A 26,403-nucleotide genomic window follows, 5' to 3' on the forward strand; every position below is an offset into this window, starting at 1 on the left:
GATGTTAACCATATTATTAGCAGGTTTGACTGCCTTCATTTTGACGGTAGTCGGAATACCCTTCTTTATCAAATTTTACCAGGCTAGGAAAATTGCCGGTCAACAGATGCACGAGGACGTTAAACAGCACCTAGCCAAGGCCGGAACGCCGACCATGGGGGGGACAGTCTTTATCCTTGCGGCAACCCTAGTGACTCTATCCTTTTCAACCCTAAGTCTTTTTCGAGGAGCTGCTTTTGGAGCGACAGCTGGAATTCTCTCAGTTGTGGTCATCTACGGAATCATCGGCTTTCTAGATGACTTTCTCAAAATTTTCAAGAAAATTAACGAAGGGCTAACACCCTGGCAGAAGATGCTCCTGCAGATTCTGGCGGGCCTGATTTTCTACTTTACCCATGTTCGTCCTAGTGGAACGGATGCCATCAATATCTTTGGCTTTCAACTCCACATCGGCATTTTCTATCTAGCCTTTGTCCTTTTCTGGGTGGTTGGCTTCTCCAATGCCGTTAATCTGACCGATGGTATTGATGGGCTGGCTTCGATTTCAGTCGTTATTTCCCTGATTGCCTATGGTATTATTGCCTATCTTCAAAAGCAACCAGATATTCTCCTGATTATTGTGGTCATGATTGGTGGTCTCTTGGGCTTCTTTGTCTTCAATCACAAGCCTGCCAAGGTTTTCATGGGGGATGTCGGTAGTCTGGCCTTGGGGGCTATGCTGGCTTCCATTTCCATTGCCCTAAGACAGGAGTGGACCCTGCTCCTGATTGGCCTAGTCTATGTTTTGGAGACCGCTTCGGTCATGTTGCAGGTGACTTATTTCAAGGCTACCAAGAAAAAATATGGGGAAGGTCGGAGAATTTTTAGAATGACTCCCTTCCACCATCATTTGGAGCTAGGTGGCTTATCAGGCAAGGGAAAGGAATGGAGCGAGTGGAAGGTTGATGGCTTCCTCTGGGCCGTCGGTGCCTGCTCTAGTCTTGTCGCCCTCCTGATTTGGTTAATGATTAAATAAACAAAAGAAAGGTCTGGGAAGCTGGTTCCAAGGCCTTTCTTTTGGTATAATGGGTGAAGCAAATACGAGATGGCTTCATTAAGAAGCGCTCAAAGAGGTAAGTATGATGTTTAAAGATTATAATTTTAAGGACTATATCAATCGAGCTCTGGATTTGATGTCTTTTAAGGAGCCAACGCCAGTTCAGGCTAAGTTGATTCCAGTGGTTCGATCTGGGCGTGACCTGGTGGGTGAGTCAAAGACCGGTTCGGGGAAGACCCACACTTTTTTGTTGCCTATTTTTGAGAAATTGCAAGAAAATCTCAATCAGGTCCAAGCGGTCATCACGGCTCCAAGTCGGGAGCTAGCTAGCCAAATCTACCAGGCTGCCAAGCAAATTGCTGACCAGGCTGAGACTGAGATTCGTCTGGTCAACTATGTTGGCGGGACAGACAAGCTTCGTCAAATTGAAAAATTAAAAGCTGGTCAACCCCAGATTATTATTGGAACACCTGGTCGGATTTATGACTTAATCAAATCGAGTCATCTGGATATTCACAAGGCTTCAACCTTTGTCGTTGACGAGGCCGACATGACCATGGACATGGGCTTTCTGGACACGGTTGATAAGATTGCGGCCAGCCTGCCAGAGACTGTCCAAATTTTGGTCTTCTCAGCTACCATTCCCCAGAAGCTCCAGCCCTTCTTGAAGAAATACCTGACCAATCCAGTGATTGAAAAGATTAAGACCCAGACGGTGATTGCGGATACCATTGATAACTGGTTACTCTCCACCAAGGGTCGAGATAAGAATAGTCAGATTTTGGAAATCCTGACCAGCCTCCATCCTTATTTGGCCATGATTTTTGTCAATACCAAGGAGCGAGCAGATGAGCTCCATAATTTCTTGCTAGCCAATGGCCTAAAAGTCGCGAAAATCCACGGAGGAATCCCTCCTCGGGAACGCAAGCGAATCATGAATCAAATCAAACGCTTGGATTATGAGTATATCGTGGCGACTGATTTGGCAGCTCGAGGTATTGATATTGAGGGGGTCAGCCATGTCATCAACGATGCCATCCCTCAGGATTTATCATTCTTTGTCCATCGGGTCGGACGGACGGGCCGCAACGGTCTTTCTGGTACAGCTATTACCCTCTATCAACCTAGTGATGACAGCGACATTCGTGAGCTAGAAAAACTGGGCATCAGCTTCCTACCTAAAGTCTTTAAGGATGGTCAATTCCAGGATACCTATGACCGTGACCGCCGGGCTAATCGGGAGAAATCCTATCAGAAACTGGATACAGAAATGATTGGCCTGGTCAAGAAGAAAAAGAAGAAGGTCAAGCCAGGTTACAAGAAGAAAATCCAGTGGAAGGTTGATGAAAAACGGCGCAAGGAAAGGCGAGCAGCCGCTAAAGCCAGAGGACGTGCCAGTCGCAAGGCTAAAAAGCAGAGCTTTTAAAATTTATTAAGACAGGAAGTTAGGGCCCTTGTGCCTTAACTTTTTTACTTGTCCCGGCTACCTTGCAGGCTGGATTGTCAGGGTCTTGCAAGTTGTTAGACCTCGGAAAAAGAAGGGGGGCTTGCGTCAACTTGTCCTGCTGGGGGTTAGGCTAGTCTGCCTGACTATAATAAGAGCCACCACGTATGCTTTCATCCTTTGCCTTTCATAACTTAACTCAGTAGCCTTCGTCTTGATAGAATCTTGTTATCGCTTGATAGAAATTCCCTATTATTCAAGGGCAGGGGGACATGTTAAACTAGTGATAAGTATAACAAGATAAGGAGACGACCATGAAATTGAAGAAAATTTTTCTAACGAGTCTGGTCTTGGGGTTGGGAACCCTAACATTAGCAGCCTGCTCTTCTAAATCTGGAAGTACAGCTAAGCAGGATATTGTTGTTGCCACTGATTCTGACACCGCTCCCTTCACCTTTACCGGCAAGGACAATAAGCAGACTGGCTACGATATTGAGGTGATGAAGGCTGTCTTCAAGGGCTCTAAAAAATATAATGTCAAATTTGAGACGACTGAATTTGAGTCTATCCTGCCGGGAATTGACTCGGATCGTTACCAAATTGCAGCCAACGACTTTAACTATAATGCCGACCGCGCTAAGAAATACCTCTTCTCGGATCCGATTTCCCTGTCGAATTATGCCATTGTCACGAAGTCAGGCACCAAATACGATAAATTAGAGCAGCTCTCTGGTAAATCAACTGAGGCCTTGGCAGGTTCCAACTATGCTCAAACCTTGGAGGACTGGAATAAGGCTAATCCAGATAAGGACCCGATCAAGGTCAATTATGTTTCTGGCCAAACAGGCTTTACCTCTCGCCTCCAGGATCTGGACCAAGGCAAGATTGACTTCATCTTCTATGATCAGATTTCTTCCAGCTATGCCTCCAAGGACCAGGGCTTTGACTTCACGGTTAGCCAGTTACAAGATAAGATTGGTTCAGAAAAGGATGGCAAGGAATACATTCTTTTTGCCAAGACCGACCAAGGTAAGGAGTTACAAGCCTTCGTCAATAAACGCGTTAAGGAATTGCAAAAGGACGGTACCCTTGCCAAACTGAGTAAGAAATATTTCGGTGGCGACTATGTTTCCGACCTCAAATCCTAAGAAGAGCTATCAGCTGATAGCTTTTTTCTATGCCCCCTTTAGGATTTACTATTTTACAGCTCCCCTTTTGGATGATAGAATGAAATAATCATATAACTTGAATAAAGAAGAAACTAGGAGAACTTATGGCAGAAGATAATCGGATACAAGAGAAAATAAAAGAGTTCTTTAAAACGGCTAGGGGAAAGTTAATCGGCTTTTTCCTAGTTTTGGCTATAGTGATTTTGATCTTGGTGCAGGTTTGGGGCTACTTGGTTAAGTCTGGCCTCTATAACGACTTTGTTAAGACCCTGCCTGATGGTCGGCTCTTTAGTCTGCAGGCTGTTTTTAGTGCTATTCCAGATATTTTGAAACACCTGCCCATGACGCTGGGCCTAACCATCTGGGGCTCAATTTTTGGTTTGATTTTGGCCTTGCTCTTTGCCATCGTCAAGATCAATCGGGTGCCTGTTCTCTATCAAATTCAGGCCTTCTTTGTCAGCTTTTTACGGGGAACGCCTATCTTGGTCCAACTGATGTTGACCTACTACGGGATTCCGCTTTTGTTGCGTTACCTCAACATGAAGTTTAACACGGGCTGGAATATTAATAATATCTCCCCTATCGTCTTTGCGGTGGTAGCCTTTGCCCTTAATGAAGCGGCCTATACCAGTGAGACCATTCGGGCTGCCATTCAGGCTGTTGATGCCGGAGAAATCGAAGCTGCTAAGAGTCTGGGAATGACCAATGCGCAGATTTACCGTCGGGTTATTATCCCCAATGCTGCTGTGATTGCGACCCCAACCCTGATTAACACTCTGATCAGTTTGACCAAGGGAACCTCGCTGGCCTTTAGTGCAGGGATTATTGAAATGTTTGCCCAGGCTAAAATTATCGGTGGCCGTGACTATCGCTATTTTGAACGCTATATTTCGGTGGCTATTATTTACTGGATTGTCAGCATTGTGATTGAAAATATCGGTCGCTATATTGAAAAATCTATGGAAATTAAGCCGCCAGAAAATATTTCTGGTCAAGAAGGAGGCTTGCGCTAATGATTAAGATTAGAAATTTAACCAAGGCCTTTTCAGGACAAAAGGTTTTGGATGGCCTCGACTTGGATATTAAAAAAGGTCAAGTCATTGCCCTAGTTGGAGCTTCTGGTGCTGGGAAATCCACCTTCTTACGCAGTATGAATTACTTGGAAGAAGCCGATTCTGGGACCATCGAAATTGATGACTTCAAGGTGGATTTTGAAATTATTTCCAAGGAGCAAATCCTAACCCTGCGCCGTAAGCTGGCCATGGTTTTCCAGCAGTTTAATCTTTTTGAACGTCGGACAGTTCTGGACAACGTTAAGGAAGGCCTTAAGATTGTTAAAAAGCTTTCGGACAAGGAAGCGACTGCTATTGCCAAGGAGGAATTAAAGAAGGTTGGTCTTGCCGATCGTGAGAACTACTATCCTCGTCACCTCTCTGGTGGTCAGAAACAGCGGGTAGCCTTGGCTCGAGCTCTGGCTATGAAGCCAGATGTCCTCCTCTTGGATGAACCAACTTCAGCCCTAGACCCTGAATTGGTCGGAGAGGTGGAAAAATCCATTGCAGATGCGGCTAAGTCTGGCCAGACCATGGTCCTTGTCAGCCACGATATGAATTTTGTCGCCCAGGTTTCCGATAAGGTCCTCTTTCTTGAAAAGGGACATATTCTGGAGCAGGGGACACCTGACCAACTCTTTAACCACCCCAAGGAAGAAAGAACCAAAGAATTTTTTGCTAGTTACAAAAAATCCTATGTCTGATATAATAGAAATAAGTTTGAAGCTCGTTTGGCCAGTCAAGCGAGCTTTCTTGTGGCCTCAGCCAGCTTATGAGTATGAATCCATTGCTGAGTGCTTTGGTTGCTAGATATTAACTTCTTTGACGACAGGTGTCTTATGTTAACAGATATTTTTAAATTTTATTTGCAGGGGCTTTTTATGGCCATTGCCTTCGTTATTTTTGCAGTAATTTTTTGGATTGCCTATCGAGCCCTCAAGCTCAAGGATAAAACCATCAAGGAGCGGCAGAACACTCTCTATGACGGCATAATGATGGCCCTGATTTCAATTCCCATCCTATCTTTTGCCTTTATGGCTATTGTCCTGATGATTCGGTCATAATAATTGACCCCACCCCAATTCTGGAGTAAACTAGGGCTACTAAAGATAGGCGACAGATTGGATTTAGGGAGAAAGGCCTGCTTGCCCTTTTCCAACATTGAGGAAGGGAGCGGGATAAATCCTTGAGTTCAAGGAAGTCAATTTTGGCGCCCTGCCTCCTAACAGTTAATCTTAAAAATAAGAAGTTATCCCTAACTCTATTTGTCCCTAACAAAGCTAATAAAGGAGATACAAATGCTTTATGATACATTGGTAATTGGCTCTGGGCCTGGTGGCATGACTGCAGCCCTCTATGCCGGTCGCTCAAACCTCAAGGTTGGTTTGATTGAGCAAGGAGCGCCAGGGGGTCAGATGAACAATACCTCGGATATTGAGAATTATCCTGGTTTTGAGACCATTTCTGGGCCGGATTTGTCCATGAAAATGTATGAACCCTTAGAAAAATTTGGTGTTGAAAACATCTATGGTATCGTTGAAAAAATTGAAGACCACGGCGATTTCAAGAGAGTTCTGACGGGCGATGAGCACTATGATGCCAAAACGATTATTCTGGCAACTGGAGCCAAGCACCGCTTGGTTGGGGTTCCTGGCGAAAACCAATACAATAGTCGTGGGGTTTCCTACTGTGCGGTCTGCGATGGGGCCTTCTTCCGCGATCAAGACCTCTTGGTCATTGGTGGGGGCGATTCAGCAGTAGAGGAAGGCATCTACCTGACCCAATTCGCTAAGACAGTGACCATCGTTCACCGTCGAGACCAATTGCGGGCTCAGAAGATACTTCAGGACCGTGCCTTCGCTAATGATAAGATTGACTTTATCTGGGATTCTGTTGTTGAGGAAATCAAGGGGGATGACGTCAAGGTCCGCTCGGTTGACATCAAAAATGTTAAGACGGGCCAAGTCATCAATCGAGAATTTGGCGGTGTCTTTGTCTATGTCGGTCTAGACCCTGTTTCAAGTATGGTGAGCGAACTGGGGATTACAGATGAAGTCGGCTGGGTCATCACCGATGACAAGATGAAAACCAGTCGTCCTGGAATTTTTGCCATCGGCGATATTCGCCAAAAAGATTTGCGGCAGATTGCGACTGCCGTTGGCGATGGTGCCATCGCTGGTCAAGAGGTTTATCATTACATCAACGATTTGGCTTAGACTTAAACAGATGAAAGCCCGATGAGGCCTCTGTATACAGCCTTTCACAAGCATTCCGGCTGGAGTGCTTTTTTCTTATTGTCTGAATTGTGCTATAATATTACCAATATTCAAAAAAAGGAGGAAACTCTTTGCCCCTCCTGCCAGCTAGCTGGAGGAGAAAGATTAAACACTAAGATGTCAGAACAATACACCACGGAGGCGGAAGCCGAGACGACCAAGAATGGCATGGACCGAGGCTTGACCAACCGTCATGTCCAGATCATCGCCATTGCTGGAACCATTGGGACAGGGCTCTTTCTAGGGGCTGGGAAATCCATTCATCTGACAGGGCCATCCATCGTCCTCGTCTATATTATTACAGGGATTTTCATGTATCTAATGATGCGGGGCATCGGCGAAATGCTCTACATGGATCCTGATCAGCACACCTTTATCAACTTTATTACCAAGTATCTGGGTCAAGGTTGGGGCTATTTTGCAGGCTGGTCCTACTGGATTTCTCTGGTTCTTTTGGGAATGGCAGAGCTAACCGCCATTGCCAAGTACGTCCAATACTTTATCCCAGGAGCCCCCAGTTGGTTGATTCAGCTGGTCTTTCTGGTCCTCCTCTGCGGGGTTAATATCGTCGCTGTCGCAGTCTTTGGTGAGGTCGAATTTTGGTTTGGCATGATTAAGATTATTGCCATCCTTGCTCTAATAGCAACGGCTATTTTCATGGTTCTGACTGGCTTTAAGACCCCTGTCGGTCCTGCCAGTCTGGGAAATATCTTCCACGGCTTTAAATTCTTCCCTATGGGTGTGGACCACTTCTTTATGGCCTTTCAAATGGTCTTCTTTGCCTATCAGGCCATTGAATTTGTTGGGATTACCACTTCTGAAACCAAGAATCCACGCCAGGTCTTGCCCAAGGCCATCCACGCCATCCCTAGTCGGATTATGTTTTTTTATGTGGGTGCCTTGATTGCCATCATGTCCATTTTCCCTTGGCATCAGTTACCTGCTGACCAGTCTCCCTTTGTTATGGTCTTTAAATTGGCTGGTGTCAACTGGGCAGCTGCCTTGATTAACTTTGTTGTCTTGACAGCAGCAGCTTCCTCACTTAACTCCATGCTCTATTCCAGCGGTCGTCACCTCTACCAACTAGCCAGTGAGACCCCTGCTCTGGATAGATTCAAGCTCAATCGTTTGTCACGTACCAATGTCCCTCAAAATGCTATCTTTACCTCGGCAGGATTTATGGTTTTGGCGGCCATTCTCAGCGTTGTCCCTTGGATTTCTGATAGCTTTACGGTTATTACGTCATCTTCTTCTGGTGTTTATATCGCCATCTATGCCCTGACCATGCTGGCCCATATGCGTTACCGCAAGTCCAAAGACTTTATGGCAGACGGCTTTCTCATGCCAGCCTATAAGGTTCTTAATCCCTTGACCATTGCCTTCTTTGGCTTTATCTACCTGTCGCTCTTCCTGCAAGAATCAACCTTTATCGGTGCAGTCGGGGCCACCATCTGGATTTTAGTCATGGGAACGATTTGTCAAATCGCTACTAAAAGGCAAGCCATCAGATAAAGCAAAACCAGAAGCATGCCTTCTGGTTTTTTCGGTAGGACAGGCACGTCGCACATCTGGTGTGAAAGTTCCAGGGCTCACCCGCTATTGATGAGGAAGACAGGTTCTTCAAGTGATTTTCGGTTCTTTGGTAGGACAGGCATGTCGGATATCTGGTCTGAAAATCCTACGCCCCCCACTAAGGTTGAGCAGGCCTAGTCCTTCAAACGACTTTTCTTCATCCCACCTTATTTATGTTATAATAGTCACAAACTCAAAGGAGAAGCGCTTGATGTATAGAGATGACAGTTTAACCCTACATACTGACTTATATCAACTAAACATGATGCAGGTCTATTTTGATCAAGGTATCCATAATAAGAAGGCCGTTTTTGAGGTCTTTTTCCGTAAGGAACCCTTTGCTAATGGCTATGCGATTTTTGCTGGATTGGAGCGGATTATTAACTATTTAAATCATCTTCATTTTTCAAAAACCGATTTGGCCTACCTGAAAGAATTGGGTTATCCCCAGGATTTCTTGACGTACTTGGAAAATCTCCAGATGACCTTGAGCGTTCGTTCTGCCAAGGAAGGAGATTTGGTCTTTGCCAATGAGCCTATCGTCCAAATTGAAGGTCCTCTGGCCCAGTGTCAGCTGGTGGAAACGGCTATCCTCAATATTGTCAACTACCAAACCCTGATTGCGACCAAGGCCGCTCGCATTCGCTCAGTTATTGAAGACGAACCCCTGCTAGAATTCGGAACCCGTCGGGCCCAGGAATTGGATGCCGCCATCTGGGGGACTAGGGCTGCCGTCATCGGTGGTGCTGATGCCACCTCCAATGTCCGAGCGGGTAAGATGTTTGATATTCCAGTTTCTGGGACCCATGCCCATGCCTTAGTTCAGACCTACGGCAACGATTATGATGCCTTTATGGCTTATGCGGCTACCCACAAGGACTGTGTTTTCTTGGTAGATACCTATGATACCTTGCGACTGGGCGTTCCAGCTGCTATCAAGGCTGCCAAAGAGCTGGGGGACAAGATTAATTTTCTTGGGGTCCGCTTGGACTCTGGTGACTTGGCTTATTTGTCCAAGAAGGTTCGCAAGCAGTTGGATGAGGCTGGTTTCCCCGACGCTCATATTTATGCCTCAAACGACCTTGATGAAAATACCATTCTCAACCTCAAGATGCAAAAGGCTAAGATTGATGTCTGGGGCGTTGGAACCAAGCTGATTACGGCCTATGACCAACCAGCCTTGGGCGCCGTCTATAAGATTGTGGCTTTAGAAGATGACAAAGGCATCATGCAAAACACCATTAAATTATCCAACAATGCTGAGAAGGTCTCAACGCCTGGTAAGAAGCAGGTTTGGCGGATTACTAGTCGTGATAAGGGCAAATCCGAAGGCGACTACATTACTTACGATGGGGTTGATGTCAATGAGGCTGAGGAGCTCCACATGTTCCACCCGACCTATACCTATATCAATAAGACTGTCAAAAATTTTGATGCTGTTCCCCTCTTGCAAGACGTCTTCGACCAGGGGCAACTCGTTTATCAGCAGCCAGACCTGATGGCTATCAAGGATTATGCCAAGAAGGAACTGGATCATCTCTGGGATGAATACAAGCGGGTCCTCAATCCTCAGGATTATCCAGTCGATTTGGCACCAGATGTCTGGCAAGATAAGATGGACCTGATTGCCAAGATGCGAGAGAAGGCTAATCAAACCCAGGACTTTTAAAAAAGGGTGAGAGCCTGAGCAAGGAAAACTGCTTAAAGACGGCAGAACCTTATGAGCTAGCTAGTTTCGCCTAGGTTGGTTTTTAAGCAGAAGAAAAGGAGATAGAAATGAGCTTACAAACAGAAATTATTGAAAAATTAGGGGTTCAACCCCAGATTGACCCCAAGCAGGAAATCAGACGCTCAGTTGATTTCCTGAAGGCCTATCTAAAGAAGCATAGCTTTTTAAAAAGCTATGTGTTAGGGATTTCTGGTGGCCAGGACTCTAGTTTGGCTGGTCGTCTGGCCCAGATAGCTGTTGAGGAGTTGCGGGCCGAAACGGGTCAGGACTATCAATTTATCGCCATCCGCCTTCCTTACGGAGTTCAAGCGGATGAAGATGACGCCCAAAAGGCTCTGGCTTTCATTCAACCAGATGTCTCCCTGTCCATCAATATCAAGGAAGCAGTTGATGGTCAGGTGGCTGAATTGGCCAAGGCAGGCATTGTGGTTTCTGATTTCAATAAGGGGAATATCAAGGCGCGTCAACGGATGATTACCCAGTATGCGGTCGCGGGCGAAAATAGTGGAGCGGTCATCGGAACCGACCATGCAGCCGAAAATCTGACAGGTTTCTTCACCAAGTTTGGTGATGGGGGTGCTGATATTCTTCCGCTTTTCCGCCTCAATAAGCGCCAAGGCAAGCAGCTTCTAGCAGAATTAGGCGCTGACAAGGCCCTCTACGAAAAAATTCCTACGGCAGACCTGGAGGAAAACAAACCAGGTATCGCCGATGAGGTGGCTCTAGGCGTGACCTATCAAGATATTGATGATTATCTCGAAGGTAAGGCTGTCAGCCCTGAGGCCCAAGAGACCATTGAAAAATGGTGGGCCAAGGGTGAGCATAAGCGCCACCTACCGATTACGGTCTTTGATGATTTTTGGAAAGATTAATACTCTTCAAAAATCAAAATTTCCCATCGTTAACTCACCTTGCCGTACTCCAGTACTGTCTTCAGTTCGTCGCCTCGGCTAATTCCGATTTTCATTGAGTATAAATTTGAGTAGTCCCCAGCGACTACTTTTTCTATCGCTTTTAAAAGTATTTTCTTGCTTGGCGTTTTTTTCTGTGTTATACTAATTGTAAGTTATAAGACTAATGGAGGCTTAGTGCTATGTTTTCAGTTGAGAAATTAAAAAATCGTCGGAAGGAATTGGGGCTGTCCCAGGCTGATGTTGCTAGGCAGCTGGGAATTTCTCGCCCCTCTTATTTTAATTGGGAAAATGGGAAAACCAAGCCCAATCAGAAGAATTGGACCAAGCTCAGTAAGATTCTGCAGGTGAACCCTTCCTACTTCCTGTCCGAGTATGAGATTGTTGAGACCTATGTCCAACTCAATAAGAGCAATAAAAAGAAGACCGTGGATTTTGCCAACCGTCTTTTGGCTGAGCAGGGCAAGATGCGTTCAGAAGCCGGTCGCAAGCTTTATGCCTACAAGGTCTATGAACGCTTGTCTGCTGGTACGGGTTATACTTACTTTAATGATGGCAACTATGATGAGGTCTTTTACGATGAAAAGATTGATCATGACTTTGCTTCTTGGGTTTTCGGAGATTCAATGGAACCAACCTATCTCAATGGTGAGGTGGTCCTGATTAAGCAGACCGGTTTTGACTATGATGGTGCGGTCTATGCGGTTGATTGGGATGGTCAGACCTATATCAAGCGAGTTTATCGCGAACCCGAAGGCCTGCGCCTGGTTTCCATCAACCAACAATATGCGGATAAATTTGCGCCCTACGATGAAAATCCAAGGATTGTTGGCAAGATTGTCGGCAACTTTATGCCTGTTGATGCTAGTGCCTAGAAATAAAGATAAGACTCCTAAGAGCAGTTCTTCAGGTTGGGCGGAACGGTTCTTAGGAGTCTTTTATACTCTTCAAAGATCAAAACTACCCATCGTTAACTCACTTTGCCGTACCCAAGTACTGCCTGCAGTTCGTTGCCTTGGCTACTTTTGATTTTTATTGAGTATTACTAATTTCATTTTCTACTTCATGAAAAAGCATCTGCTCTAGGCAAGGGGTAAAGACGCCGGTCCACTTTAGTGACTGGTGCCGCAGGAGCTGACCTGCTGTCTTTGCACCACTTTGTGGCACAGCAGACAACTAGTCATCCTTGCTGGGGTAAGACGACGAAGGTTTTGACATCTGTCAAAGCCCTTCTGTCTTACTCCCAAACGGCAATCTCCATAGCGATTGCCTAGCTCCCTGCCTCATTCAGCTAGTCTAGTAATAGCGATTGTTCTAACCACGTAGGGTCTTATACTCTTCGAAAATCAAAATTTACCGTCGTTAACTCACCTTGCCGTACTCCAGTACTGTCTTCGGTTCGTTGTCTCGGCTAATTTCGATTTTCATTGAGTATTAATCGTAGGGTAGGAGGAGCTGAGACTGTCTCAAGTCAAGGGTCAGCTGGTAATCACTATTGTCTCGGATAGTGTGTTCGAAGTCTGTGGTATAGAGGACTAGGCGGAGCTGGTTACCTTTATTTAGGCGGTAGATGCTTGGTTGTAGATCTAGCTGGATTGTCATCCATTGGTCGGCCTGAACATCATCAATGGATAGGAGGCCCTGACGATTTTGCAGGTTGAGAACCGCCTTGCTGATGACCCGATAGGGTGTCTCAACGAAGGGTAGCTCTAGGCAATTTTCGCGGACATAATTGCGACCATTATCAATGCCACGGGCTTCTTTAGTACTTGGGACATCCTTGTAGCGCTTTTTAAGGCCAAAGTCCAGGACTTGGGCAGAGAGAAGGCCTTTAGCCCTTGAGGATTTAAGTCTGAGCTTGAGACGGGGGCGACCATTGACTAGCAGGTCCTCCTCAAGAGTCAAATCAATGGTAATCTGGTTAGCCTTACCTTTAAAGAGTTGAGCCTTAAAAATGTTGAAATCCTTGGCGTAGCGCTCAAAGTCCTCTTCTTGGTAGTGATTTTCAATAATCGCCTGGCCATGGCCCAAATCCAAGGTACGATAATGGCTTCCACCAAAGTCCTCTAGCCTTTGCCAAACCTGCTCTTGGCTGTTATCCTGCCAGATGACCCTAGGCAATTGAAAGCCATTGGCCTGACCCAGGAGCTTTTGCGTCAGGAGGGCATTCATACTTTCACGGAAATCAATGGATTGCCAGTTATTCATGTAGACATGCATGCCATTGTGGAAAAAGAGGTGTTTGTCAATGTTGCTCGGCAGGGCCTTGAAAAATTGGTAGGCATGGAGGGGCTTGACATTCCAATCCTGACTACCGTGGGTCAGGATGACTTGGGCCTTGACCTCCTTGGCGTGGCTGACATAGTTGCGGTCCTGCCAAAACTGGCTATAGTCACCCTTGTCTCTGTCTAGGTCCTGGCTCATTTGCCTGAGGAAGGCCTGGTAGGTCTGGTTGCTGCGGAGGTATTCCCCTCCTAGAAGGTTTCTGGAATAAGTATATTCGGTCAAGACATCTAGGTCTTCACCAGGATAGCCCCCAGGACTAGAGACTAGGCCGTTTTCCCGATAATAGTCATACCAAGATGAAATCCCCGCCTCGGCAATGATGACTTCTAGGCCATCTACGGCGGTAGTGGCTAGGGCATTGGACATGGTGCCCAGATAAGAAATCCCTGTCGTGACCACCTTACCAGAAGTCCAGTCAGCTAGGACCTGGGTGGAGCGCTTGGGGCTGGTGTAGGCGACAGCTCGGCCATTGAGCCAGTCAATAACTGCCCGAAAGGCATTGACCTGCTGGTAGTCCCCACTGGTCATAAAGCCTTCAGAAGCCAGCGTCCCCAAGCCTGAAACATAGATATTGGCGAAACCTCGAGCCAATAAGTAGTCGTTGAGACTGTAGTTGGCAATATGGGTAAAGGTCTCGCTGGCAGGGCCTTGCGGAGCCTGAGAATGGCTATAGGCAACTTGTGGGATGGGCTTCACCTCCACCTCAATCTTGTGGGCAGGTTTGGAACTTAATAGTCCTTCCATCTTGTGCATCTTTTTATCATTGGCCACAGGATTGGTCCCTTGGTGATAGGGGCTGGCTGTCAGAGTCGTTGGTAGAGCTTGGTCAGTTTGTGGACGTAGAATATGGACTCGAATCAGGTCTTTTTTTCCATCCTGGTCACTATCAAGACCGGTTTCAACGTAGACCACTTCACGGATGATTTGGCTGGTATCAAAGGATGCCAGACTTTTTCCGTTGAAGTAGTGATAGTGGTTATCGGCAGGAAGAAGCCCCAGACTAAGGAGCTTATCAATCAGAGTCATACCAGTTTTTTGCCTGGTCGCTAGTAATTGGTGGAGATTGAGAAGGAATTCTTCCTCCTGAAAGGCAATCGGAAAAGCGGTCTTTTCTATAAAAGTATTGACCTCCTCAAAATCGACATGGGGAATGAAGTCCAAAAGTTGGAGAGCGACCATGTAGAAGACCTCTAACGTCAAGGCTTTATCGGATTGGAAAAAGGTAAGTAAATCAGTATCGAAGTCGGCAAGCCAATTGGCTAGAGGGATGTCTCTATCTTCATATTGGAAGAAACACTTACGAAGGAAATCCTCCAGGTTAGCTTTGGCAGACTTTTCTAAGGAGACCGAAAACCCCAGCTCCCTTAATTCTTTCTCAGCTTCTTGGATTGAAAGGGGAATATAACTAAATTGATTGAAACGCATGCTCTCACCTCACTAGTAATACTCAATGAAAATCAAAATTGGCCAAGGCAACGAACTGCAGGCAGTACTGAAGTACGGCAAAGTGAGTTAACGACGGATAGTTTTGATTTTCGAAGAGTATAAGCGTTTTATTTCTGATAATGACTTTACTTTATCTATTATACTTGATAAAATGGTAGCTGTCTAAATACTTGTTAGGAGAAAGGAAGACTAGACGAATGAATGAATTTTTTAAAGAAGCCTTGACACATGACTGGCTACTTAAGTATGCGACTGAATTTGTCGCAACAGCCCTGATGGTTCTGATTGGGAACGGTTCTGTGGCCAATGTTGAACTTAAAGGAACTAAGGGCAACAAGTCAGGTTGGTTGGTCATTGGCTTTGGTTACGGTGTTGCCGTTATGTTACCAGCTCTGATGTTTGGTGATGTTTCTGGGAACCATATCAACCCTGCCTTTACACTTGGATTGGCAGTCTCTGGAGCTTTCAAATGGACCTATGTTCCTGGTTACTTGATTGCCCAATTCTTGGGAGCTATGTTTGGTCAAGCCTTGATTGTTCTTGGACACGCTGCCTTTTATCAAAAGACAGAAGATCCAAATGCTATTCTTGGTAGCTTTTCAACCATTGATGCCCTTGATGATGGAACGGAAGAAAGTCGCCGTCCAGCTACCATCAACGGTTTCATCAATGAGTTTATTGGAAGCTTTGTTTTGGTCTTCGGTGCCCTTGCTTTGACCCATAACTATATTGGCCACTCGGTTGCTTCAACCCTGACCCAACAATATGGTGGTGGTGAACAGGTAGAGCAAATGGTACACGCTCAATTTAATGGGGCACTTTCTGTTGCTAACATGGGACTTGGCTTCTTGGTTCTGGTTCTGGTTATTTCATTGGGTGGTCCAACAGGTCCAGCACTCAATCCAGCTCGGGACTTGAGTCCTCGACTTTTGCACCATTTCTTGCCTGAAACTGTTCTGGGAGAACACAAGGGCGACTCTAAATGGTGGTACGCCTGGGTTCCAGTTGTCGCACCTATCCTAGCAGGTATCGTTGCGGTAGCAGCCTTCAAGGCCCTCTATAGTCTATAAGCAATAAAAAACGTAAAGGCAGGTCTTTAAGGCCAGCCTTTTCTTTATGATTCTGGTTCCCAATAAAAATTGATCTAGACGAGATAAGGGACAATGATCTCAAGGCACTAAAGTTACTGCTGTCGCAGTAGATGTCTGCTATCTTTGCGCCAGGCCTAGCACAGCAGATAAGCTGGTTGCCTGCAGTTATCAGTCATTAAAACTGACGGATAAATTTGCTACCCAAGAAAAAATCTCGTATTTTGCTCTCTCTTGTGTATTAGCCCATTTTGACGATTATAAAAAGGCTCCACCCACAAAAATGGGGGAGCCTTCTTAAAGTTTTATGCTAAATCAGCCCGTAATTTTTTTGGTCAAGGAGGAGCGAATCAGCATGCCTCCTGTGAAGATAACGATGGCGATGACCAAGGTTTTTAGGGTATCAATATTGATGCTGGTTAGGAATATAAAGGCAAGCAGAACCCCGATAATTCCCCCTAAAACGAGGCCGGCAAAGCCTGTCCAGTTGACCCTGTCAGCCTTAATGAACTGGGTGCTAGAAGCGGTCATAATCATGGCGGCATCTAGCATCATGACTGGCATGGCAATGGTTGGACTCAGTCCCATCAGGGAAAAGAAAATTAATTCAGGAGCATAGTTGCCCAGCCCCATGGTCATCAAAACTCCAATGACAAAATTGAAGACAACACCAACGATTAGCCAGATTCCATGAAGACCATGGACAGCTGTGGACAGATTGCCACCTGGATTGGTGAGCATACGGTAGGCCATGATGAGGGCTGCTAGAATGAGCAGGCTCCCCAAGATGAGCTGGACCAGTCTCTCGTTCCAGTTTTTCGTGATTCTGGTTCCAAAGAGGGCCCCGAAGAAAGAGGCCGAGGCCATGAGGATTAGGGTCAGGGGCTCAACCTTGACAGCCGAAATAAAACAGAGGGCTTCTACCATAACGGGGATGACATGGGCCGTATTCATGGTACCCGGCAAGAGGCTATCATCATTATTTAATTTGGTAATTTTAAAAAGGGTGGTAGTGGTGGCGAAGGAACCAATTCCAAGGGTATCCAGCATATCGGTGACCAGACCAATCCAGAAACCCGTAAAAAACCGTTTAAAAATATTAATCTTTTTATGGCGAATATGGAGGGCTAACACAATGATAATAATTAAAATAGCCAGCACGAGAATTGCCTGAATTAGGCGTAAAATCAGATTTTCATTCATGTACCTAGTTTACAGAAAATGTCCCTAATAGTAAATAGTTTTTGCTTAAAGCATACAATTATTTGTCAAATGAAAAGAATTTGACTAAAATGGAAGAAGTTAGGAGAAAGCTATGACATTATTTTCAGGAATCACCCTAGTATCGCCAGTTCTTCGTGTCAATAATCGTGAGCACAATATAGAATTTTATCGAAAAAATCTTGGCTTTAAAGTTTTAAAGGAAGAAAATTCCCAGGTCTTTTTGGGTGGCCACCAGGAAAAGGTTGTCAGATTTTCCTTTGAAGAATCCCCTTCTATGCGGGTTAGGGCTGTCGAAGGCCCTAAAAAAATGCAAGAGCTTTTAATCAAGACGTCCAATCCCCAAGAAATTGAGGCTTTACTAGCTTCTGGTGTTCAGTTCTCACGCCTCTTCAAAGGCGAGCGTGGCTATGCCTATGAGGTCATTTCTCCAGAAAATGACCGTATCCTTCTCCATGCCGAGGACGACACCGAGCGCTTGCAAGAAATTTCAGGAGCCGATCTGACCTTTGCTTCTCTGCCTGATTTTCAAGGCCTATCAGATTTCCAAATTTCAAATTTGGTCTTGAATGTGCCAGATTTGAAAGAAGCACAAACCTTCTATCATAAATTGGCAGGTCTAGATTTCCTTCCCGATCTGCAAGAGGCCCAAGGGCCTGATTTAAGGGCGGCTGAAAATACGACCTGGGACCTTGAATTTATTGAGTACCGTGTTCCTGACAACTATGATTTTCTTATGCTCAAGGCCTATTTTGAAGCTGAGGGCCTTTCGGTTTATCTTGACAAGGGACAAAGGGTCTTGGTGGTTTCTGACCCTAGTCTGATTGAAATCTGGTTTAGCAAATGAAAAGAATACTAGAAAAAATTGAGCAACAAATTGGGGCTGACATCTATCATGGTGCCAGCCTTGCCCTTTATAGTGGGGATTGGCAGGAATTTTATTTAGGAGCCCTAGATGGGGAGCAACCTGTCCGGCCAAATCTGACCTATGACCTGGCTAGTGTCTCTAAGGTGGTTGGTGTTGGGACGGTTCTGATTCAGATGGTCAAGGAAGGCCGTGTCAAGTTGGACCTGCCCCTGCAGGCCTATTACCCAGCCTTCGCCGACCCAGGTGTGACTATTCGTCAACTCCTGACCCATACCTCGGGGATTGACCCCTATATCCCCAATCGAGATCAGCTTGATGCAAAGGGGCTTATTGAGGCCATCAATCAGATTAGGGTAACGGACCAGAAGGAGTTTAAGTACACTGATATTAACTTTATCCTTTTAGGTCTGATGTTGGAAGGGCTGACCAAGAAGACCCTGCCAGACCTATTTGAAGACTGGGTCTATAAGCCTTTTGCTATGAGGGAGACTGGTTTTGGCCCAGTTCCAGAGGCCGTTCCAACGCTCAAGGGAGTGGTAGCAGGAGTAGTGCATGACCCTAAGGCCAAAGTCCTAGGTAATCATACTGGCTCGGCAGGTCTCTTTTCGACTCTCAAGGATTTGGAAAAGTTTCTCAATGCCTACTTGCAAAGAGACTTTGCCTCTTATCTGAACCACAATTTCGCCCCCTCTGGGAAAAAAGAGCGTAGTCTAGCTTGGGACAAGCAGGGTGACTGGCTCCTCCATACGGGTTATACAGGAACCTTTGTCCTCTATAATCGTCAGAAGCAAAAGGCAGCCATTTTTCTCTCTAATCGGACCTATGAAAAGGACCAGCGGGCCCAATGGATTCTCGATCGAGATCAGCTGATTGAAATTATCAAGGAGGACCTTTAATGCGTTATGCCTTACTCTTAAGAGGGATTAATGTCGGTGGCAAGAATAAGATTGTCATGGCTGAACTGGTTCGGCAGGTTGAAGAACTGGCTTACACTCAGGTTGAAACCTACATCAATTCAGGCAACCTCTTTTTCACCAGTGACCGACCAGAAGATGAGATTATAGCTGATTTCAAGGCCTTCTTTGCCAAAAATTATCCCTTTGTGGTCACCTTCTCCATCTTCTCAGCCAAGGACTTTGCCAGTGAAAATCTACCGGATTGGTGGACAGAAGATTTAGCTAGGAAGGACGTCCTCTTTTATACCGTGGACTTGGATAAGGAGCTGGTTAGAAAGGCTATTGAAAGCTTGGAATTGATCGATGAGATTATTCATTTTGGTAGCCTAGGCATCTATTGGGGCAAGTACGAGGAGAAGACCTTTCTCAAGACGGCTTATCACAAGGCCTTACTCAAACAACCTTTTTACAAGGCAATCACCATCCGTAACCATAAAACCTATGCCAAGCTAGCTGACTTTCTAGATTTGCCCGACCAAGACTAGCCTTTCTGACAGATGGGGTGGCTCCATTAGTCAAAAATTTTTGGGGCCTCTTGATTTTTATTGAGTATGAGCTGGCAATCTCACAAGGTACATTAGTTAAAAATTTTTTTGAGCAGAAAAAAGGACAACCCTTGGAGGATTGCCCTTTTATTTATGCACCTAAATTCAGTTAGGCTTTTTGTCCTGAAATAGCTTCAGCAACGTCATCCATTGAAAGCACTTCGTGGAAGACCCGTTGTGTCAATTCAGTCTTTTGTTCTGGTGTGAGGTACTTGGTGTTGACACAGTAACCAGAGATACGAACGATAACATCTTCACCATTCATAATCTTGTCATAGACATCCTTGAGGTCCATAACGTTAAGGTTGACGTGTTGACCACCATTTTCAAAGTAACCATCGAGGATTGTTACCAAGTTGTCAACTTGTTCGTCACGAGTCTTACCAAGAGCACGTGGAGAAACTTGAGTTGTCAAGGAAATACCATCAGCAGCATAAGCGAAGTCAAGACTTGCTAGGGAGTTAAGGTTTTGCAACCAACCACCTTTAGCCTTGTTAGATGGGTTAGCACCTGGTGAGAAGAATTCCAATTTAGACAGGTTCACGCTACCATCTTCATTGAGGTAAACACCCTTGTGGACTGGCGAGTTACCAGTTTGTTTAGAGTAGGCAACGTTAGAAGTAATGGTCAAGAGTGATACAGTCGCTTCTGCGTTCTTGTAGAGCTTGTGGTTACGAAGACGAGTTGTATAAGCTTCAATCAACCATTCTGCCAATTCGTTAGAACGAGGGTCATCTTCACCCCAACGTGGGTATTCACCAGTAGTTTCGTAGTCGTAGATGTAGCCATCTTCATCACGAATTGGTTTAACAGTCGCATACTTGATAGCAGACAGGGCATCAACAGTATTTGCGAAACCACAGATACCGAATCCCATGTTAGCCCGAACTCGAGTAGGTAAGAAGGCCATTTGCACAGCTTCGTAGTTGTACTTATCAGTCATGTAGTGAATGATATTCATAGCATCTACATAAGTATCAGTCAACCAGTCAAGAGATTTTTCGAAGTTAGCTTTAACGGTATCAAAGTCAAGGACTTCATCGCGAACAGGTTCGATGTCGAAGACCTTGTAGTCCTTATGAACATCATCGTAACCACCGTTAAGACCAGTCAAGAGAGCTTTCAGAACGTTAACCCGAGCACCGAAGTATTGGAGGTTGTGACGTTGATCTTCATTTTCTGGGTCAAGTGGGGATACACAGCATGAGATACATGACATTTCACCGTAGCCATCCTTAGCCATGGTTGTGACACCTTCGTATTGGATAGAAGAGTGCTTGTGGCTCATATGCATACAGTAGTGACGGAAGGCATATGGCAATTTGTCAGTCCAAAGAACAGTCAAGTTTGGTTCTGGAGCGTTACCGATATTATCCAAGGTGTTAAGGAAACGGTAGTCCATCTTAGTAACACGGTGGCGACCATCAGCACCCATACCTGCCATAGAAGTTGTAATGAAGGTTGGGTCACCTGAATAGAGTTCGTCGTAAGCTTTGGTCCGAGCGAATTTCACGGTCCGAAGTTTCATAACGAAGTCATCAACAAATTCTTGGATTTCGCTTTCGGTATAAGTACCACGAGCCAAGTCACGTTCAGCATAGATGTCAAGAACGATTGGCACACGTCCAAGAGAGGTAGCAGCACCATTGATAACACGGCAGACAGCCATGAAGGCGATGTTGGTCCATTGGATAGCTTCCTTAGTATCCATGGCAGGACGACGAACGTCAAGTCCGTAGAGGTCACCCAATTTAACTACGTCTTGAAGTGCTTGATATTGCAAGTTAACTTCTTCACGCAGACGAATAGTTTCTTCGTTAATTTCGGTCAAGGCATTCCAGTCGTTAACCTTTTCTTGCATGAGATAGTCAGCTCCATAAAGAGCCAAACGAGCATAAACCCCAATGATACGACCACGTGAGTAAGCATCTGGCAAACCAGTAACAGTGTGGGCGTGACGAGCACGGCGGATGTTAGAAGTGTAGGCACGGAAGATACCGTCATTTACAGTTGTTACATGTTTGGTAAAGATTTCATGAACAGCTGGGTCAGGTTCATATCCGTGTTCCTTCAAAGCTGTTTCAGCCATCCGGATACCACCTTTTGGCATGAAGTTCAACTTGAAGAGTTCATCATTTTGGATACCATAGATGAGTTCTTGGTCCTTGTCAATGTAACCTGCATCAAGGTCAGCGATTGAAGTTGGGCGAGTATCCATTGGGAAACGGCCTGCTTCTTCATAGCCAGCTTTTGTATTTTCTACAATCTTTTTGATGTGAAGACTGCGTTCGGTTGGACCAGCCAAGAAGCTTTCATCACCATCGTAAGGGGTGTAGTTGTCTTGAACGAAACGAGCAATACTTGCTTTTTCTTTCCAGTCGGTTCCTTTGAAGCCTTCCCAGGCTTTTTCAAAGACATCGGTATTTGTTTTAACAGTTGCCATAAGATATATGTCTCCTAAATTCTAGTAACACAATGGCTCTACCATCTGTTACAGTTTACAGTATAATAGTAACACAGAGTAACCGCTTTCACAAGGATAAACTGGATATTACCGACATTCTTTTATAATACAGATTGGTATTTTTTCGCAAACTGTATTATAAATCTTTCTCTTTGGCAATTTCTTTAGAAAAGTTGTATAATAAACTAACTAGGGTTGCAGACAGAAAGGTATCTTATGCTAATTTTCCCCCTCCTCAACGATACCAGCAGAAAAATCATCCACATTGACATGGATGCCTTTTTTGCGTCGGTTGAAGAGCGAGACAATCCTGATTTGCTTGGCAAGCCTGTCATTATCGGGGCTGATCCGAGAAAAACAGGAGGACGGGGCGTGGTTTCCACCTGTAATTATGAGGCCAGAAAATACGGTGTTCATTCGGCCATGAACTCCAAGGAGGCCTTGGAACTCTGCTCCCAAGCGGTGTTCATTTCGGGGAACTATCAAAAGTACCGTCAGGTTGGTCAGCAGATTCGCGAGATTTTTAAGCGCTACACGGACCTGGTCGAGCCCATGTCTATTGATGAAGCCTATCTTGACGTGACGACCAACAAACTTGGCATCAAGTCGGCGGTCAAGTTGGCCAAGATGATTCAGGTTGATATTTGGCGGGAAATTCACTTGACCTGTTCGGCTGGAGTTTCTTACAATAAGTTTCTTGCCAAATTAGCTAGTGACTACGATAAGCCCCATGGGCTAACCCTGATTTTGCCAGAAGAGGCCGAGGATTTTTTGAAGGTCCTTCCCATAGAAAAATTTCATGGGGTTGGTAAACAATCAGTTAAAAGATTGCATGACCTAGGAGTCTACAAAGGCCAGGACTTGCTGGAGCTGCCTGAGATGACTCTGATTGATTACTTTGGGCGCTTTGGCTATGACCTCTACCGCAAGGCCAGGGGGATTTCCAATAGTCCTGTCAAGCCCAATCGGGTGCGCAAGTCCATCGGTAGTGAGCGTACCTATAGTAAATTATTGCGGAATGAGGGAGATATCAAGGCAGAAATCTCCAAGAATGTAAACAGGGTGGCCGCTACTCTGGAGCGCTACGGTAAGCGCGGTAAGGTCGTGGTGCTCAAGGTGCGCTATTCTGACTTTTCAACCCTAACCAAACGTCACAGTCTGGAGCTAGCCACCCAAGACCGAGATCAGATTGAAAAGGTGGCCTATGCCATTTTTTCAGAGCTTGAAGAAGAGACCACTCTAGGGATTCGCCTCCTAGGAGTTACGGTAACCGATTTGGAAGATGTCGGAGCTAGTGAAGTGACTTTGTTTTAGTACCTTTTATCTGCCTAGATAAAAAGCTGACCATCTCAATATCTGAGGTGGCCATTTTTTTGTTGGATTGGATTTTTTACCCCCATTTAAAATCAAAATTTTCAATTTTGATACTTTCTTATAAAGTGCGGACGCAAGCAAACTCCTGACAGAGTTTCATTGCTACTTTTTGAGCCTAGGTCTCAAAAAGTCCGAGCTTGGGACAAAACTATCCCTCAGCCAACGAAAAAGCAACGGTTTTGATGCCGTTGCTTTTTGTTTGACATAGGTAGTTTTGATAAAATATAGTTGACAAAAAATAATAGAAAGGCTACCTCATGTACATTCACTATAACACAAATCAAACGACTCTGCCACTAGAATTAAGCGCATTCTTACCCCACAACCATCTCGTTTTTACGATTGAAAAGGTGGTCAATAAACTAGATGATAATGCCTTTCTAAACTTTTATCATGAGGTTGGGCGGCCTTCTTACCCTCCCCAATTACTCCTAGCAGCCCTTTTATTTGCTTATTCTCAAGGGATCTTTTCCGGACGAAAGATAGAAAAAATGATGGTGGAAAATCTTGCCCTGCAATACTTAACAGGTCAGCTGGTGATTTCTTATCGGACAATCAATCGTTTTCGTGTGGCTCCTGGGATGGAGGAGCTGATTCGTAATCTCTTTATTGACCTCAACCTTCAGTTGAAAATGGAGGAATTAGTGTCCTTAGAGTGTTTGTTTATTGACGGGACTAAGATTGAAGCTAACGCTAACAAGTACAGTTTTGTTTGACGGAAGGCTGTTGATAAATTTTCTGCCAAACTTCAAGCGACTCTAAAAACCTATTTTCAAGAGGAAATTAATCCTTTGATTCAAGAGGCCATTGTCTTAGATGACCAAGAGCCTGTAACTTCTGAACAATTGATAGAGTTTTCTCAAATCCTTGAGGAAGAATGGAAATCAGTTAACCAAGCCATCGAAGAAAATCCTGTCAAAGGAAAGGATGAGCGTCAAACAAAGCGTCGGAAACTCAAGAAAGTCCTTCGAAAGGTAAGGGAGGATTTTTCAGCCCGTGCACAAAAGTACGAGACCTATCAAGCTACTTTCACTGGTCGCAATAGTTTTTCAAAGACAGATACAGACGCCACTTTTATGCGGATGAAAGACGACCACATGAGAAATGGTCAACTGAAGGCTGGCTACAATCTCCAAATCGCTACTGAGAATCAATTTGTTCTCCACTATGATATCTTCCCAAATCCGACAGACACCAAGACCCTCTTACCATTTTTAGACTCCTATCCCCATGACGCCAAGACTATTGTCGCAGATGCTGGTTATGGTAGTGAAGAGAACCTACTAACTCTTGACCAAGAGGAAATTAATCACTTGATTAAGTATGGCAGGTTTGATAAGGAACAAAAGAGGACCTACAGAAAGTCTGACAAGAATCTAGCCAATTGGCACTATAATGAAAAAGAGGATAGCTACACCCATCCAGAGGGTTGGAAATAGGTGTTTCATCATCTCAAACACCAGAAAACGCAAACAGGTTTTGAACAAGAGATTAAGGTCTACCAGGCTGAGGAGCTTGAATTAGCTCCTCAAAAGGGGCTATATATCAACGAGCGGTACCAATATTTAAAGCAAAAAGAAGTTCAAGCGCTTTTATCTCCTGAGGGCAGTCAAGTTTTCGCACAACGCAAGGTTGATGTGGAGCCTGTCTTTGGGCAGATAAAGGCTTGTTTGGGTTACAAAAGGTGTCATCTGCGGGGGAAACGACAGGTCAAGATTGACATGGGATTGGCCCTTATGGCCAATAATCTCATCAAATATAACAGGAGAAGCAACCGAACCTAAAAAATAGAGGGTCACCAACAAGTGATCCTCTATTTTTCGAGCTCAAACGGATTTCTGTCCCAGACTCACCACTTTGGCGAAAGTATCCCACTATCCTTACGTCAGAATTTTAATAACTATTCCTTTTTGGAAAATATGACCAAGCTAGGGGCTATGTTTGCTTAAAGAGTATGAGCTTCTATAGTGGCTATAATGCTGCTGCCTTGAGGGCTTGGATTAGTTTTTGGCGGGAAAGTAAAGCGATGGTAGAGAGAATAGAAAAAGCTAGTCTGAAAATCAAAGTAAGCAAGTGGGCGGGGAGGCCTGTCTGGACTCCCAAGGCAAGCGATGCCAGAGTCTGGAGAAAGGTAAGAAAGCCTAGGTAATAAGCTAGACTACTGACAGGTTTAGCTAGAAGTTGGGCTGGCTCATCATTGAGTCGCTTTTGATTATAGATAAAGAGTCCTAAGAGAAGAGCGTTTAGGAGCAGTGCTATGACTAGAAGGACTAAATTAGTGATTGTTAGGGAGTCAAAGTCGCTTTTATCTAAGTCAGCTACTGCAATTGTTAATACGATACTTACTAAAAAGATAAGGGTATTGAAAGCAAGACTGCTGCTTTCAAAGACGATGAGTGCTATATTCAGTCCTTTGAGGGTACTTCTGTATTTGGACCATTGAGGATACATGATTATCTCCTTTAGAATTATTGGACTTGCCAGTTAAGGGTCATACCTGATTCAAGGCGTTGAGCAGTCTGGCCGAATTGCGACTGTTGATGTAAAAGGGAAGGTAAAAGAGTTGTAGGGCCATGTTGAGGGTGAAGCCAGTAGCTATGAGGTCCGCAAAAATATTAATGAAAAAGAGGCTATAGCCCAGTAAATAAGGGAGTTCAGATAGCTTGCCTTTCTGGTTGAAGCGGGCCTGATTGCGAAAGGCCAGGCTCATGATGGCAATGTTAAAAATAATATTGATGCAGTGGTTGAACTGGACGTCCCTGGTTACTGATTGAAGTAGCTCCTCGACTTGTGAAATGTCTGCTTGTGGCAGGTTACTTGCCTGATAAAAGCCTGAGCGAATCCCGTAAACTAGGACAATAAAGCCAAAGAGGACAAGGACATTGATGACCAGGTTAATTAAATGAAGGATGGCCACGGTGCGGTTGGATTTTCTAAAGATGGTTTGCAGATCTTTGATAGGCATT

General features: G+C 45.0%; 21 protein-coding genes and 1 pseudogene. 17 read left to right on the forward strand and 5 right to left on the reverse strand.

The features are described from left to right. Position 1 precedes the first annotated feature (1 nt). The 11 genes from mraY to DYE66_RS03645 all read left to right on the forward strand — a co-directional run bounded on the left by mraY (position 2) and on the right by DYE66_RS03645 (position 12,064). Positions 2–1,015 carry a phospho-N-acetylmuramoyl-pentapeptide-transferase gene (mraY, locus tag DYE66_RS03595; RefSeq protein ID WP_004219417.1) on the forward strand — a complete coding sequence of 338 codons (1,014 nt, stop codon included), beginning with the start codon at positions 2–4 and terminating at the stop codon, positions 1,013–1,015. A gap of 103 nt (positions 1,016–1,118) precedes the next feature. Continuing rightward, the gene (locus tag DYE66_RS03600; RefSeq protein WP_044124037.1) at positions 1,119–2,462 is read left to right on the forward strand and encodes a DEAD/DEAH box helicase; all 1,344 of its coding nucleotides are present in this window, start codon (positions 1,119–1,121) and stop codon (positions 2,460–2,462) included. Positions 2,463–2,794: 332 nt separating this feature from the next. After that, positions 2,795–3,628, forward strand: a complete 834-nt coding sequence (locus DYE66_RS03605; RefSeq protein ID WP_004219409.1) for a transporter substrate-binding domain-containing protein — start codon at positions 2,795–2,797, stop codon at positions 3,626–3,628. Between the two features lie 125 nt (positions 3,629–3,753). Continuing rightward, the gene (locus DYE66_RS03610) at positions 3,754–4,662 is read left to right on the forward strand and encodes an amino acid ABC transporter permease (protein WP_003000856.1); all 909 of its coding nucleotides are present in this window, start codon (positions 3,754–3,756) and stop codon (positions 4,660–4,662) included. Continuing rightward, on the forward strand, positions 4,662–5,405 hold the full coding sequence (locus DYE66_RS03615) for an amino acid ABC transporter ATP-binding protein (RefSeq protein ID WP_003001035.1): 744 nt from the start codon (positions 4,662–4,664) through the stop codon (positions 5,403–5,405). Before DYE66_RS03610 ends, DYE66_RS03615 begins: the two co-directional genes overlap by 1 nt. A 135-nt stretch (positions 5,406–5,540) precedes the next feature. Beyond that, the gene (locus DYE66_RS03620; protein ID WP_004219420.1) at positions 5,541–5,765 is read left to right on the forward strand and encodes a DUF4059 family protein; all 225 of its coding nucleotides are present in this window, start codon (positions 5,541–5,543) and stop codon (positions 5,763–5,765) included. A 234-nt stretch (positions 5,766–5,999) separates the two neighbouring features. Further along, positions 6,000–6,917: a thioredoxin-disulfide reductase gene (trxB, locus tag DYE66_RS03625; protein WP_003001053.1), complete on the forward strand. Its 918-nt coding sequence runs from the start codon at positions 6,000–6,002 to the stop codon at positions 6,915–6,917. Positions 6,918–7,094: 177 nt separating this feature from the next. Then, positions 7,095–8,489, forward strand: coding sequence for an amino acid permease (locus DYE66_RS03630; protein WP_019787895.1), 1,395 nt, complete (start codon positions 7,095–7,097; stop codon positions 8,487–8,489). A 271-nt stretch (positions 8,490–8,760) separates the two neighbouring features. Then, positions 8,761–10,218 (forward strand): nicotinate phosphoribosyltransferase, encoded by a 1,458-nt coding sequence (locus DYE66_RS03635; RefSeq protein WP_004219385.1) that lies wholly within the window; start codon positions 8,761–8,763, stop codon positions 10,216–10,218. Between the two features lie 107 nt (positions 10,219–10,325). Beyond that, positions 10,326–11,150: an ammonia-dependent NAD(+) synthetase gene (gene nadE, locus DYE66_RS03640; protein WP_003001001.1), complete on the forward strand. Its 825-nt coding sequence runs from the start codon at positions 10,326–10,328 to the stop codon at positions 11,148–11,150. Positions 11,151–11,371: 221 nt separating this feature from the next. Next, entirely contained in the window at positions 11,372–12,064 is a 693-nt protein-coding gene (locus DYE66_RS03645; protein ID WP_004219416.1) for a LexA family transcriptional regulator, read from the forward strand. Positions 12,065–12,623: 559 nt separating this feature from the next. Here the strand turns inward: DYE66_RS03645 and DYE66_RS03650 are convergent. Then, on the reverse strand, positions 12,624–14,900 hold the full coding sequence (locus tag DYE66_RS03650; RefSeq protein WP_003000988.1) for a Xaa-Pro dipeptidyl-peptidase: 2,277 nt from the start codon (positions 14,898–14,900) through the stop codon (positions 12,624–12,626). Positions 14,901–15,196: 296 nt separating this feature from the next. Between DYE66_RS03650 and gla the strand changes: the two genes are divergently transcribed. Beyond that, complete coding sequence (gla, locus tag DYE66_RS03655; protein ID WP_420893816.1) at positions 15,197–15,991, forward strand: aquaglyceroporin Gla; 795 nt, start codon at positions 15,197–15,199, stop codon at positions 15,989–15,991. A gap of 333 nt (positions 15,992–16,324) precedes the next feature. On the opposite strand, the gene DYE66_RS03660 is transcribed toward gla, so the two are convergent. Further along, on the reverse strand, positions 16,325–17,212 hold the full coding sequence (locus tag DYE66_RS03660) for a sulfite exporter TauE/SafE family protein (protein ID WP_115324928.1): 888 nt from the start codon (positions 17,210–17,212) through the stop codon (positions 16,325–16,327). 112 nt (positions 17,213–17,324) lie between these two features. Here DYE66_RS03660 and DYE66_RS03665 point away from each other — a divergent pair, with 112 nt between their 5' ends. From DYE66_RS03665 to DYE66_RS03675, 3 genes are read left to right on the forward strand one after another with little or no spacing between them, the layout of a single operon-like run. Beyond that, positions 17,325–18,077 (forward strand): CppA N-terminal domain-containing protein, encoded by a 753-nt coding sequence (locus tag DYE66_RS03665; protein ID WP_003000875.1) that lies wholly within the window; start codon positions 17,325–17,327, stop codon positions 18,075–18,077. After that, positions 18,074–18,994: a serine hydrolase domain-containing protein gene (locus tag DYE66_RS03670; protein WP_003001133.1), complete on the forward strand. Its 921-nt coding sequence runs from the start codon at positions 18,074–18,076 to the stop codon at positions 18,992–18,994. The genes DYE66_RS03665 and DYE66_RS03670 overlap by 4 nt, the downstream gene beginning before the upstream one ends. Then, on the forward strand, positions 18,994–19,539 hold the full coding sequence (locus DYE66_RS03675) for a DUF1697 domain-containing protein (protein ID WP_003000786.1): 546 nt from the start codon (positions 18,994–18,996) through the stop codon (positions 19,537–19,539). The genes DYE66_RS03670 and DYE66_RS03675 overlap by 1 nt, the downstream gene beginning before the upstream one ends. A 169-nt stretch (positions 19,540–19,708) precedes the next feature. On the opposite strand, the gene pflB is transcribed toward DYE66_RS03675, so the two are convergent. Continuing rightward, positions 19,709–22,042, reverse strand: coding sequence for a formate C-acetyltransferase (gene pflB / locus DYE66_RS03680; RefSeq protein WP_115324929.1), 2,334 nt, complete (start codon positions 22,040–22,042; stop codon positions 19,709–19,711). Positions 22,043–22,279: 237 nt separating this feature from the next. On the opposite strand from pflB, the gene dinB reads away from it, so the two are divergent. Together dinB and DYE66_RS03690 are read left to right on the forward strand one after the other, a co-directional pair. Continuing rightward, positions 22,280–23,377 (forward strand): DNA polymerase IV, encoded by a 1,098-nt coding sequence (gene dinB / locus DYE66_RS03685; protein WP_003000933.1) that lies wholly within the window; start codon positions 22,280–22,282, stop codon positions 23,375–23,377. 317 nt (positions 23,378–23,694) lie between these two features. Beyond that, positions 23,695–25,221 (forward strand): annotated as a pseudogene (locus tag DYE66_RS03690) (IS1182 family transposase). Between the two features lie 187 nt (positions 25,222–25,408). Here the strand turns inward: DYE66_RS03690 and DYE66_RS03695 are convergent. Both DYE66_RS03695 and DYE66_RS03700 read right to left on the reverse strand, forming a co-directional pair. After that, positions 25,409–25,888: a hypothetical protein gene (locus DYE66_RS03695; protein ID WP_003000967.1), complete on the reverse strand. Its 480-nt coding sequence runs from the start codon at positions 25,886–25,888 to the stop codon at positions 25,409–25,411. 40 nt (positions 25,889–25,928) lie between these two features. Beyond that, entirely contained in the window at positions 25,929–26,402 is a 474-nt protein-coding gene (locus DYE66_RS03700) for a hypothetical protein (protein WP_003001193.1), read from the reverse strand. Position 26,403 lies beyond the last annotated feature (1 nt).

Source organism: Streptococcus downei MFe28 (assembly GCF_900459175.1).
Classification (GTDB): Bacteria; Bacillota; Bacilli; order Lactobacillales; family Streptococcaceae; genus Streptococcus; species Streptococcus downei.

Coding starts and splice junctions, on each gene's coding strand:
- mraY (WP_004219417.1), top strand. CDS start 2: ATGTTAACCATATTATTAGCAGGTTTGACTGCCTTCATTTTGACGGTA.
- DYE66_RS03600 (WP_044124037.1), top strand. CDS start 1,119: ATGATGTTTAAAGATTATAATTTTAAGGACTATATCAATCGAGCTCTG.
- DYE66_RS03605 (WP_004219409.1), top strand. CDS start 2,795: ATGAAATTGAAGAAAATTTTTCTAACGAGTCTGGTCTTGGGGTTGGGA.
- DYE66_RS03610 (WP_003000856.1), top strand. CDS start 3,754: ATGGCAGAAGATAATCGGATACAAGAGAAAATAAAAGAGTTCTTTAAA.
- DYE66_RS03615 (WP_003001035.1), top strand. CDS start 4,662: ATGATTAAGATTAGAAATTTAACCAAGGCCTTTTCAGGACAAAAGGTT.
- DYE66_RS03620 (WP_004219420.1), top strand. CDS start 5,541: ATGTTAACAGATATTTTTAAATTTTATTTGCAGGGGCTTTTTATGGCC.
- trxB (WP_003001053.1), top strand. CDS start 6,000: ATGCTTTATGATACATTGGTAATTGGCTCTGGGCCTGGTGGCATGACT.
- DYE66_RS03630 (WP_019787895.1), top strand. CDS start 7,095: ATGTCAGAACAATACACCACGGAGGCGGAAGCCGAGACGACCAAGAAT.
- DYE66_RS03635 (WP_004219385.1), top strand. CDS start 8,761: ATGTATAGAGATGACAGTTTAACCCTACATACTGACTTATATCAACTA.
- nadE (WP_003001001.1), top strand. CDS start 10,326: ATGAGCTTACAAACAGAAATTATTGAAAAATTAGGGGTTCAACCCCAG.
- DYE66_RS03645 (WP_004219416.1), top strand. CDS start 11,372: ATGTTTTCAGTTGAGAAATTAAAAAATCGTCGGAAGGAATTGGGGCTG.
- DYE66_RS03650 (WP_003000988.1), bottom strand. CDS start 14,900: ATGCGTTTCAATCAATTTAGTTATATTCCCCTTTCAATCCAAGAAGCT.
- gla (WP_420893816.1), top strand. CDS start 15,197: ATGGTTCTGATTGGGAACGGTTCTGTGGCCAATGTTGAACTTAAAGGA.
- DYE66_RS03660 (WP_115324928.1), bottom strand. CDS start 17,212: ATGAATGAAAATCTGATTTTACGCCTAATTCAGGCAATTCTCGTGCTG.
- DYE66_RS03665 (WP_003000875.1), top strand. CDS start 17,325: ATGACATTATTTTCAGGAATCACCCTAGTATCGCCAGTTCTTCGTGTC.
- DYE66_RS03670 (WP_003001133.1), top strand. CDS start 18,074: ATGAAAAGAATACTAGAAAAAATTGAGCAACAAATTGGGGCTGACATC.
- DYE66_RS03675 (WP_003000786.1), top strand. CDS start 18,994: ATGCGTTATGCCTTACTCTTAAGAGGGATTAATGTCGGTGGCAAGAAT.
- pflB (WP_115324929.1), bottom strand. CDS start 22,042: ATGGCAACTGTTAAAACAAATACCGATGTCTTTGAAAAAGCCTGGGAA.
- dinB (WP_003000933.1), top strand. CDS start 22,280: ATGCTAATTTTCCCCCTCCTCAACGATACCAGCAGAAAAATCATCCAC.
- DYE66_RS03695 (WP_003000967.1), bottom strand. CDS start 25,888: ATGTATCCTCAATGGTCCAAATACAGAAGTACCCTCAAAGGACTGAAT.
- DYE66_RS03700 (WP_003001193.1), bottom strand. CDS start 26,402: ATGCCTATCAAAGATCTGCAAACCATCTTTAGAAAATCCAACCGCACC.